We start from the raw sequence: 11138 nt of genomic DNA, 5'->3' as shown, positions 1-11138 counted from the left end.
TTTTTCCCATTATTTCAACCAAAAAAAAAAAAAAAAGCAGAAATAGTATTTCTGTTTTTCTTCACCAAAACAGAAATAGTACTTCTGTTTTGATAATCTTAAGTTAAGTTTGCATCCCAACTTAAGATTCTATCCTTAATTAACAAGGAGGGAATTAGCTTCCTAAAATAATTATAACTAAAATATTTAACTTTTGTTAAAAAAAGAAAAAAATCAAAATAGATTTTGGCTTTTTTCACCAACGTTGATGGAGCAAATTTAAATAATATTTACTTATTTTTCTTAAAATTTGCTAAATGCACTTGCTTTTTCTTCTCTAAATTATTAGCATATTTTTCCATAGTTATAGGTATTTCTAAAAACTCTGAATGTACTGAAACATTATCATCAAAAAAATCTCTGTCATCTGACTTATATTTGGCTTCAACATTTAATTTAAACAAAATATTACTTAAAGCTTTTAAATATTCAACGTCATACTTATTTGAAATAAATATTCCCTTTAATTCATTAACCATATATTTAATATTGTCTTTAAACACTTTTGAAACTATTTTTGCAATAGCATCGTTAATTATTGGCTTGTGATAGTCTTCAAAGAACTTATCTAAAGAAAAATTTAATAAATCTTGGTAATAATCGTTCCTTGATTTTTTTAATGTTGTTTTATCCATTTCTATTTTAACCTTTAATATTTCTTTGTAAGCAACCCATTTTTTCTAATAAATCTTGCTCTCTTATGACTATTGTAATTGAATTTGATGTAGCCATTTTTTTCTCTCCTAACTGTAATTGTTTAATCTTATTTTTTCTACCATTTTAGGCATAACATACACTACTTTATATCTTGCAATAGTACTTGCTAAAAATATAGCTTTTTCCGCTTGTTTTGTTAAAACTCAATCTTGTTCATCTCTTGTTAAAGGTGTTGTAGGAATTCACTTAACCAAATCAAATTAGTGTGCTTTAGCGATAAAGCGTTTTTGCGTCACTTGGGCAAATACCTTTTTTTGTTTTTATTTTAATGTTTTTATGCCCCTTTTTTTCGTCAACATAAATAATATAATTAACATTTAATAAACATTATCTTAAGTTAATAAAGAGATTAGATATGTTTGAAAAACAATTTAGAAAATTATTAACTAAAATAAAAAAAGGTAAATAAGAAATGATAAAGATGATATTTAAAAATAGTATAAAATGAAAAAAAATAGAACAATATATAACAAAAAACCTGATAAATAATGGGTTTTTTGTGTTGGTTTTTAAAAGGGTGTAGTATTTGATTAAAAGCAAAACTATTGCACGTAAAATAATATTCTTTGACCCTTCTAGACAACGTTTTAGCTTTGAAAAAATATAAATAATATGTATATATTATTTAGTTTATTTATATATAATATATACATATTATATAGATTATTTATATTATACATGTATAATATAAATATATGTAAATAACTATTTTTTGCATAGAAAGGGGTTAAAAAAATGAAAAAAATTACTTTTACAAATTCTAAGGGTGGAGTTGGAAAAACAACAATTACTTTAAATGTAGCTAATGCTCTTGCGAAATTAGGAAAAAAAGTTTTAATTTTTGATTTTGATTCACAAGCTAATATTTCATTAGCTTTACAAAAAAATTGAAAGTCTAATAAAGAAATTATTAAATGGTTTCAAGAAGATTCTACAAAAGAAGAATTATTATTGTCTATTGAAGATACTGATATAGAAAATATCTTTTTAGTTGGGGCAAATAGAGAATTAAGTTTAGTAACTATGTCAGATTTAAATTCTTTGGCAATGGGAGAGCTTATTTTAAAACAAAATTTTAAAAAAATTGAAGAGGAATTAAAACAAAAAATAGATTATATTTTAATGGATACATCACCAACAATGAGTAAAATTTTATTAAATGTTTTGCTAGCGGCTGATGAAATAATTATTCCAATAGAGCCACACAAATTTTCTATTGAAGGGTTAGAAACAATCACAAAGCCCTACAACAAAATGATAAAAACTTTAAATGATATTGGTAGTAATATAAAAAATAATATTAATTATTATGTAGTGAATAAAATACAAAAAAACGTAACACACAAAGATGTTATGCAATGAATTAATACATTAGCTATTGCTAATAAAATTTTAAATTCTAAAATACCATTTTCGACAATTAGACAAAAAGAAACAATGATTAATAAATTTTCTTTAACAGACAAAAGTCCTTTCTTGATACTTGTTGAAGAATTATTTGAGAAAGGAATATTATAAAATGGCAAATAAATTATTTGAAAAATTATCGAAAGATGTAAATACAAAAAATACTGCAAAATCAATCAATGATCTTGTACAAGAAAAACAAAAAAACGAAGAATATATAGATGTTTATAATATAAAACCTTTAAAAAAAATAAGTAATAGTTTTGAATTTAAAGGAAAGCAAACAACTATTTATTTAGATTATGAAACCTTACAAAAAATACAAAAACTAAAAAAAATGGGTTTAAATCCTAATTTGTCAGAAAACACAAGAAAGTTTATTGGTGAACTTTACGAAAAATGAAATAAGTAGAAAAATAATGTATAATTGAGCTGCTTTTAAAAATTACGTTTACAAAAAAAACAAATTTTGGAAAATTTAGAAATAATACAAAAAAATTAAAAAAACAACACAAAATTTTTAATTTTATGTTATTTTTGATATTAAGGTAAATAGAGCCCTAACGCCGTTAGGGCTCTATTTTTTATCTGAACCGGTGTTTTGGTAACTAACATTTACTATTTTTTTATTTTAATAATTAATTTTTTTAAGGAAAATAGAGAAGAAATTATAAAAAATTGTTGGTATTGGTAGTTAATGAATCAAAAGAAAAAATTGTTTCCAATAAGCATGATTTTGAATGTTTAGAAGCTTTAAGTAAGTATTTTTTTTTAAGAAAAATTTGATATTTTTTACTCATATTTATTAATCAAACTATCAATATAATTTGTAAATTCTTGACTTACATTTTGACCATTTGGTAAAATTGGATTTTCAGTTACTTGTTTTTTCAATGCATTTAATAATTCAATTAATTCTTCTTTTGAAGCCACATAAAATCTTTTTCCTTCTTCGGGTTTTCAATCTGGATTTAATAATATTATTTCATAAGAAATAGCATATAAATCTGCATATAAAAAAAGCGTTTCTTTATAATTTGTCCAATCATCTTTATCATTTTCTAATAATATTATATCAAGTCTGTCATTTTTGTTGTTGTATTCAGCAATCAGATCTTCTACAGTTTTTACTTTTTCTGTCGTATTGTCAGAACAAGCTACAACAAAACTACCTGAGCTCACAATTGTTCCTAACGTTCCCATTAAACCTAATATTTTTTTCATATTTTTTCTCCTTTTTTTTAACTTAATAGTTTAAACTACCATTTACAGCAATTATATTATTTTTTTTTAATATTTTTCTAGTTTTTTTTTGGCTTGTTTTTTAAAGTCATATAATTTATATATTTTAATTTTATAATAAAAAAACAAAACGACTTTTATTTTTTTATTTGTATTTATTAATTAATTTATCAATATAATCTAAAAATTCTTGACTTACATTTTGACCATTTGGTAAAATTGAATTTTCCATTCAATATTTTTTCTCTGTTTCTAATTCTTCAATTAATTCTTCTTTTGAATCTACATATTCTGTGTTTTTTACTCCTCGTTTTCAATCTGGATTTAATAATATTATTTCATAAGAAATAGCGTATAAATCTGAATATAAAAAAAGTGCTTCTTGGTAATTTGTCCAATTATTATTATCAGCCTCTAATAATATTATTTCAAGTCTGTCACTTTTGTTGTTGTATTCAGCAATCAGATCTTCTACAGTTTTTACTTTTTCTGTCGTCTTGTCAGAACAAGCTACAACAAAACTACCTGAGCTCACAATTGTTCCTAACGTTCCCATTAAACCTAATATTTTTTTCATATTTTTTTCTCCCCACTAATCATATTTTACAAAAAAAAGAATAAAAAACATAAATGTTTTTATTCACTTATGCCTCAATATTCATAAACTTCTTTTTTTAACTGTAAAATTTGTTCTGCAGTTAAACCCGTAAAACCGTCTTTTTCAAGTGTTTTAAATGCTTTTTTTATTCCATCAATTACACTTTCTCTTGATTGTCCTTGTGAATTCGAACTTGCACCAGGCTCCGGTTTATAAACTAAATTTTCTCCCATATCCAATTCATAAATGGCTATTAATTTCAAACTCAAATCAATAAATTGTAATTTTATTGCTTCATAAACATTTCCACTTTTTCCCAATTCTTCTGATTTTTTATAAATTTCGTTTATTTCTTCAAGCAATTTATTAATTGCCTCAATTCTTTCTTCTTTAGTCATTTCACTAGGTTTTTTTTCAGTTGAATCTGAGTTTGAATTTGAATTCAAACTCCCACACGAAACAACAGTTGCTGATGAACAAATACCTAAAGAAATTGCCCCTACTAAGCTCAATAATTTTTTCATTTTTATTTCTCCCCACTAATTATATTTTACAAAAAAAAGAATAAAAAAACATAAATGTTTTTATTCACTTATGCCTCAATATTCATAAACTTCTTTTTTTAGCTTTACAATTTCTTCTGCAGTTAAACCCGACAAACCGTCTTTTTCAGCTTGTTCAAATAATCATTTTATTTCATCAATTACACTGTCTCTTGATTGTCCGCTCGAATTCGGACTTGCACCAGGATCAGAACTTCAAATTAAGTTTTCTTCCATATCCAATTCATAAATGGCTATTAATTTCACATATAAATCAATAAATTGTAATTTTATTGCTTCATAAGCATTTCCGCTTTCCACCAATTCTTTTGATTTTTTATAAATTTCTTCTATTTCTTCAAGCAATTTATTAATTGCCTCAATTCTTTCTTCTTTAGTCATTTCACTAGGTTTTTTTTCAGTTGAATCTGAATCTGAATCTGAATCTGAATCTGAGTTTGAATCTGAGTTTGAATCTGAGTTTGAATCTGAGTTTGAATCTGAGTTTGAATCTGAGTTTGAATCTGAGTTTGAATTTGAATTCAAACTCCCACACGAAACAACAGTTGCTGATGAACAAATACCTAAAGAAATTGCCCCTACTAAGCTCAATAATTTTTTCATTTTTATTTCTCCCCACTAATTATATTTTACAAAAAAAAAAGAAAAAAAAACATAAATGTTTTTATTCACTTATGCTTCAATATTCATAAACTTTTTTTGAAAACTTTTAAAACCGTCAATAAACTTTTAATTATTTTCAACCCAAAAAATTTGAAATTCATTAATAAAAGAAATCTGTTCATTATATTTTTTTTGTAAATATTTTCTTTCAACATCTGAATTCATAAAATCTTTTAATGTTTTATGTAATAAATTAAACTCTAATTTAAACGAAGCTGGTGTTACCTGGTGATTGTCAACAATATAAATATAACCAATCATTAAATCTGCTAAAACTGTAGATACAGTTTTAGTTACAATAACTTCTTAATTAACTTTGTTAAAAATATTTGTTTGTCTTGTATTCAATCTGGAAATAATAGTTCATGAAATTCTTTTAACTTATTTAAATGTTCTTCTAAAAATCAATTTTTTTTCTCTTCAAATGATAAATAAACTTCGTCTTGCACAACTGGTGCAACAACATCAAATGGATTTAATATTTGATTTAGAGCCGCTAAATCTATCATATTAGCTTCTAGATTTTTTGATATATTCAAAAATTCATTATCAGGATCTAAAAGTATAGTGAAATTGTTTTCTATCAATGAATATATAACCTTTAATATAATAGTTGTTGTTTTACCACTTCCTGAAGAACCTAGACGCCAATATTTAAAATATTACAACAAAGATAGAATAAAATTACAAAATTAAGATGTACAGAAAAATATGAACTAATTTTTCTAATTTGTGTTCTACTTTAAATTATTTCTTTTTATTCAAAAACTCTAGAAACACTGTTTCAAAAATTTTTGAAAATAATCTCAGGTATATCTTGAAGTTTTTTATTAATTTCAATATTTGACTTAATATTTTCCTTAGATAACATTTGTGTTAAAATTCAACAATTTGCTCTAATATACTTTAAAAATAATTCATATATTTTTTCATAAGTTAATGATTTATCAATTCTTTTAATATATCTTTTTTGAGCAAGATTTAAATACATATTATAAGTATTTGAACTATTTTGTAAATTAATTTGCTCTAATTTATCTTCATAAGTTTTTCCAATTTCTAATTGGTTAATTATAAAGTCCTTTTCTTCTTCTGAATTTGTAAATTTAATATTTTTATTTTTTTTAATACTTAAAACAATAAATCATATTATACTTATAATCGAAATTATATATATAATTCCAATTAATAACATATATTGTAAGTATCCATCATCAGATGGAGTAAAAATGAAACAAAAAATAATAAAAATTAAAGTATTTAAAATTATAAAAATGAAATAAGGAATAAATATTTTATTCTTTTCACGATCCAAGATAATAGGAAATTTAAAAAATTTTTCTTGATCAAATATATTTTTAACAAAATCAATTTTTCTTTTTAAAATATATCATGAAATTAAATACGCAAAAAAACCTGACATTAATATTGGAATTATACACATAGAAATAGCTATTAACATTTTAAAATTTAACCCCATCTATTCATGCAATTATTGCACCTATTGTTGCTATTAACGCAATCAAAGTAGGCATACATCAACAAAAAGGTGTTATACCTGCTGTTAAATTTATTAATAAAATTTTTGATGTAGTTGCTAATACTTGTCCCAAAGATATTGTTGCACCAATTACTGAACCAAATTTTTCTCAATTACTCATATCTTTGTTATATTTTTTTAAAGCAATACTCACTCCCCCTGCTGCTGCACCTAAAAAACCCGCTACAGTTGAACATCCAACAGCTCAAGGAATAGTTGCACCAAAACTTCAAAATGACCCTGCCCAAAAACCTGCTGCTGCCACAGCAGCTGCCGCAGATAAACTACTTAAACTAAGTTTTGCAACTTTCAACTTTGAAATTAATTCACTATTCTTTTGAGCAGGAGTTAGTTTTGATAAAAAATTGTTATCAAATTTCAAAAAATTAAAATTAGTCTCCCCAAAAACATTAAAGTTTGTTGAAATAATTTTTTTAGAATCCATATTAGTAAATTGGTCATAACCTTTATTAAAAGAGTTTACAAATTGCTCGTTATTTACTTTGACATATTCTATAGTATCATCTAATCCAAGGTTTTTACTAGAAACTTCACTTAAAATTTGTTCTGCCTTATTTTTTGAAAATTCAATATATTCTAAAATTTTATCTTGATCAATATTATTTGATATTTTTAATAAATTATTATTAATTAAATTTTCTTTTATATTATCAAAAACATTTTTAAATTCTTCTTGCGTATTATCCCAATCTATTTTATCTTCAGTTTTATATACTACATTATATTTTTGTATTTTATCTGTTGACACGGATGCTACATAACTTGCTCCAGAGGCCATTATAGAAACAGTCCCTAATAAGCTTAATAATTTTTTCATATTTTATCTCCCTATTAATTATATTTTACAAAAAAATAAAAAAACATAAATGTTTTTATTCACTTATGCCTCAATATTTATGAACTTCTTTTTTAAAATTTTCATAACCATCAATAAACTTTTGATTATCTATTTCACCATTTGAAATTTTCTTTTGTAAACTAGACATTCCTTCTTTTACTGTTTTTATAATTTCTTCAGTAGACATCCCATATTGACCTTCTACTAATTTTTCCCCCATATCTAATTTATATATTTTTTCTTGTAGTTTATATCGGTTTTTAGTTCGTATACGAAAATAACCTAATAGATCTCCAGAATCCTTCATTTTATTTGCTTTATTTATTAAATTCTTAGCTTCTTCAGCTAATTTTTTAATAGCTGCTATTCTTTCTTCTTTAGTCATTTCACTAGGATCTTTTTCAGTTCCACATGAAACTACTGTTACAGCTGTTGTAGCAGTTAAACCAGCTACTCCTAATAAGCTTAATATTTTTTTCATATTTTATCCTCCTTTTTAATTAATATTATTATAAATATTGAGTTAAAATTGGTAAAATAAACATTAAATTTGATTTAAAAAAGTATAAAAAATTTAAATTTTTTTAAAAGATAATGTATTATATTTATAAGGTTAATTCGTTTTTAACCTTCCTTTTTGGTCCAAGCGACCCTTCTCCTCTTATGAGGAGGTTTTTTTTTGAGGATACATTATATATGGAACAAAAATATAGAAAATATACTATTATAAAATATTATAAATTACATGCTAATAATATCTTTAAAACTATAGATAATAATGCAAGTATTAATTTTAAATTAAATGATGAAGATTATTTAAAAATAAGACCAGCGATAATTTGAGATATAGTAGAATTAAATGGTAATTTTAAGTATCTAATCCTACCTCTTACCACCAAAGAAACAAAAGGTTTATTTAATCTTAAATTTAGATCAAAAATTAAAATTTCAAATTTAAATAGTAAATCTTTTATAATGTGAGATTCAATAATAAATATTGATGAAAATTTAATAATTGGTAATTATAATAAAAATGGTAAGACAGTAAAATTATCTGAAGCTAATAAAAAATATATTTTAAGAGAAAAATACTTTAAAGATATGACTATATTTAATAATAATTTAGATTTTAAAAAATATACTTATTTATCAAGTCAATTATTAATAAATAACTTATCAAAAATAGCTTGAAATAATTCAAATCAAATTAAGGATGAAAACCCAAAAATTATAAGAGAATGTTACATTTGTAAAGAAATAATAAATGGTGGAAATAAATGAAATGAAACTAATCCAAAAAAATCTTGAACTATAAATTTTATAGATGGTAATCCATTTAATTATAGTAATAAAAACTTTTGTATTGTTCATTTTGAATGCCTGAATATTAATAATAAGTAAAGAAGAAGATATTTATTACTTTAAATAATTTTATTTTTAAAAAATAAAATATGATATAAATAGTTAACAAGAGATATGTCAGAAATGGTAATTCTCTTGTTTTTTTTCTCCATTTTAACACACTTAAAAATAAACAAATTATCTCTTCGCTCGCCCCAATTATATTTTTTTTTACCTTTATTTGGTTTATCAATTATATTTTTTTATCACTAAATATAATTAAGTTTTATAATAAAAAAATAGAACAACTTCTATTTTTTACTTATACATTTTAATTGTTTTATCTAAATAATTCATAACTTTTGAACTAAACACTTTTGATCAACCAGATTCTTCATCTTGTAAAAATTCTAAATACTCAACCATTTTTTCTTAAGAAGTAATAGAGTCATAGTCTCTATGTTTAAAAGTTTTGTCTTTTGATATTATTTTTCAATATAAAACAATGGTGTCAATCATAAGTATAGTGCTGCTTTTAATCAATTAAAGCACCTTTTTAAATATTAATTAAAAACCCTTTATTTATGAATTTTTTGTAATATATATTATCTTATTTTCTCTTTATTTTAATAGATTTTGGGTTATTATCTTGATTATTTTCTTTGTAGTATTTTTTTATTTCTTTAACTTTTTCATATAAATTAACATGATTTTGCTTGAAATAAACATCTCTAGCAACTCTTTTTATATTTGGAGCAATAATTTGAGTTTCACTAACTTTTATCTCCATTATAGTTAATTCCTTTTTAACATACCCAAGTTGATGATTAACTTAAGATAATGTTTAAATTATGTTAAATATGTTAGTTATGTTGACGAATAAAAAAGTATAAAAAGGTTTAAAAATAAAAGTAAAATAAAAGCATATATTCAAATAAGTAATACAAAAATGCTTTATTACTAAAGTTGTTAATTTAATTTGGTTATGTGAATTCCTACAACACTATTAACCTTTATAACCTATTATCTTTTATCACTTAATATATTAGCCATCAGGGGGGGACTCTAATATATTTGTTGTTCGATTAAAATCATCTTTTATTTTTTCAAGTTCTTGTTTTGAATATTCAAAAACATTTATAAATTCTTTATATACTCCAATATTTTCAACAATGTTATTTAATTTATTTTGAGCTTTATTTAATAAAATAATAGCTTCTTTGTGATATTCTTCAACAACATCGCTCAATGAGTTTCAAAATTTCCCATGATATTCAAAAAATTTACCTGTTGAAGTAACATTTTCGTCTAAAGCTATAATATTACCTTGTTCATCCAAAATCCTTTTTCATTGTTTGTGTTTTAAATTTAAACCAATAATAACAAATCTACTATTATCAATAGTTACATATTTTCCTGAACTAATATCATTAATTCTATTATTTTTAATTCTATAAATTAACCCAATTTTACTTGTTTCTAATTCATTATCTCAATTTGCTTTAACACAAACAAATTCTAAATAATATTTTTTATTTGTATCAATATTCAATTTTTGTTCACTTGTTAAATCTGCTAAATTTAAAGGTATTCGAACCAACATTGATTTATTATCATACCCATAATTTGGATCAATAATATGCTTATCTCAATTAACAATAATATTGCTTATATCTTTTTTATAATTTCTTTGATTAATAACGTCAAAAATCCCAGATTTGTTTATCTGATTTTTTCCGTCTTCTCAAAATATATCCATTTCATTATGCTTTTGTATAATTAACTCTAACTCGCTCAATATTTGACTAGCTTGGTTTTTATCAATTTTTTTACCATTATGTTCACTTAAACTATCAATGTATTGATGTTCAATATTCTTTCTTTTTAGTAGAGAAAAAAGACCATTAATATATCTAATTTGCTTACTTGTAGCTGTTGAATTTACACTAAAATTAATCATCTTTAATCCCTTCCTAATAAAAAAAGATAGTTTCTCCACATTTCTGTTTTGAAACTATCCTTATTATTAAGGGTATTTATTAGAATGCATCTGCAAATTACATCCCAATATCCAAAACAGAAGTACTATTTCTGTTTTTTTAACTATTTACTTATACATTTATTAAACACTATTTTTCCCATTATTTCAACCAAAAAAAAAAAAAAAAA

Annotated in this window: 16 protein-coding genes; 3 read left to right on the top strand and 13 right to left on the bottom strand. The window is 23.0% G+C overall.

Features of this window, described 5'->3' with window-relative positions; translation table 4 throughout:
• Positions 1-269: 269 nt before the first annotated feature.
• Positions 270-674 carry a hypothetical protein gene (locus tag STAIW_RS05510; protein ID WP_020835479.1) on the bottom strand — a complete coding sequence of 135 codons (405 nt, stop codon included), beginning with the start codon at positions 672-674 and terminating at the stop codon, positions 270-272.
• Positions 675-782: 108 nt separating this feature from the next.
• On the bottom strand, positions 783-950 hold the full coding sequence (locus tag STAIW_RS06285; RefSeq protein ID WP_169522280.1) for a hypothetical protein: 168 nt from the start codon (positions 948-950) through the stop codon (positions 783-785).
• 541 nt (positions 951-1491) lie between these two features.
• Between STAIW_RS06285 and STAIW_RS05505 the strand changes: the two genes are divergently transcribed.
• Both STAIW_RS05505 and STAIW_RS05500 read left to right on the top strand, forming a co-directional pair.
• Positions 1492-2274, top strand: a complete 783-nt coding sequence (locus STAIW_RS05505; protein WP_020835477.1) for a ParA family protein — start codon at positions 1492-1494, stop codon at positions 2272-2274.
• Position 2275: 1 nt separating this feature from the next.
• A complete protein-coding gene (locus STAIW_RS05500) occupies positions 2276-2575 on the top strand; it encodes a hypothetical protein (RefSeq protein WP_020835476.1) in 300 nt (99 codons plus the stop codon).
• A gap of 380 nt (positions 2576-2955) precedes the next feature.
• On the opposite strand, the gene STAIW_RS05495 is transcribed toward STAIW_RS05500, so the two are convergent.
• The 9 genes from STAIW_RS05495 to STAIW_RS05455 form a co-directional block, all read right to left on the bottom strand.
• The gene (locus STAIW_RS05495) at positions 2956-3387 is read right to left on the bottom strand and encodes a hypothetical protein (protein ID WP_020835475.1); all 432 of its coding nucleotides are present in this window, start codon (positions 3385-3387) and stop codon (positions 2956-2958) included.
• Positions 3388-3550: 163 nt separating this feature from the next.
• Positions 3551-3982 (bottom strand): hypothetical protein, encoded by a 432-nt coding sequence (locus STAIW_RS05490; protein ID WP_020835474.1) that lies wholly within the window; start codon positions 3980-3982, stop codon positions 3551-3553.
• 59 nt (positions 3983-4041) lie between these two features.
• Positions 4042-4527, bottom strand: coding sequence for a hypothetical protein (locus STAIW_RS05485; RefSeq protein ID WP_020835473.1), 486 nt, complete (start codon positions 4525-4527; stop codon positions 4042-4044).
• A 60-nt stretch (positions 4528-4587) separates the two neighbouring features.
• Positions 4588-5169 carry a hypothetical protein gene (locus tag STAIW_RS05480; RefSeq protein ID WP_020835472.1) on the bottom strand — a complete coding sequence of 194 codons (582 nt, stop codon included), beginning with the start codon at positions 5167-5169 and terminating at the stop codon, positions 4588-4590.
• A 126-nt stretch (positions 5170-5295) separates the two neighbouring features.
• A complete protein-coding gene (locus tag STAIW_RS05475; RefSeq protein WP_020835471.1) occupies positions 5296-5490 on the bottom strand; it encodes a hypothetical protein in 195 nt (64 codons plus the stop codon).
• Between the two features lie 32 nt (positions 5491-5522).
• Complete coding sequence (locus tag STAIW_RS05470) at positions 5523-5816, bottom strand: hypothetical protein (protein WP_020835470.1); 294 nt, start codon at positions 5814-5816, stop codon at positions 5523-5525.
• A gap of 170 nt (positions 5817-5986) precedes the next feature.
• Positions 5987-6691: a hypothetical protein gene (locus STAIW_RS05465; RefSeq protein ID WP_020835469.1), complete on the bottom strand. Its 705-nt coding sequence runs from the start codon at positions 6689-6691 to the stop codon at positions 5987-5989.
• A 1-nt stretch (position 6692) separates the two neighbouring features.
• A complete protein-coding gene (locus STAIW_RS05460; protein ID WP_020835468.1) occupies positions 6693-7607 on the bottom strand; it encodes a hypothetical protein in 915 nt (304 codons plus the stop codon).
• A 55-nt stretch (positions 7608-7662) separates the two neighbouring features.
• Positions 7663-8109 (bottom strand): lipoprotein, encoded by a 447-nt coding sequence (locus STAIW_RS05455; protein ID WP_020835467.1) that lies wholly within the window; start codon positions 8107-8109, stop codon positions 7663-7665.
• A gap of 215 nt (positions 8110-8324) precedes the next feature.
• Here STAIW_RS05455 and STAIW_RS05450 point away from each other — a divergent pair, with 215 nt between their 5' ends.
• Positions 8325-9029, top strand: coding sequence for a hypothetical protein (locus STAIW_RS05450; RefSeq protein ID WP_020835466.1), 705 nt, complete (start codon positions 8325-8327; stop codon positions 9027-9029).
• A 550-nt stretch (positions 9030-9579) separates the two neighbouring features.
• On the opposite strand, the gene STAIW_RS05445 is transcribed toward STAIW_RS05450, so the two are convergent.
• Together STAIW_RS05445 and STAIW_RS05440 are read right to left on the bottom strand one after the other, a co-directional pair.
• Positions 9580-9759, bottom strand: coding sequence for a hypothetical protein (locus STAIW_RS05445; protein ID WP_020835465.1), 180 nt, complete (start codon positions 9757-9759; stop codon positions 9580-9582).
• A 255-nt stretch (positions 9760-10014) separates the two neighbouring features.
• Positions 10015-10929, bottom strand: coding sequence for a hypothetical protein (locus STAIW_RS05440; protein ID WP_020835464.1), 915 nt, complete (start codon positions 10927-10929; stop codon positions 10015-10017).
• Positions 10930-11138: the final 209 nt, after the last annotated feature.

It is taken from the genome of Spiroplasma taiwanense CT-1 (assembly GCF_000439435.1).
Classification (GTDB): Bacteria; Bacillota_I; Bacilli_A; order Mycoplasmatales; family Mycoplasmataceae; genus Spiroplasma_A; species Spiroplasma_A taiwanense.
Note: the sequence above shows the minus strand (reverse complement) of the source record. Positions and strands in the feature narration are given on the sequence as shown.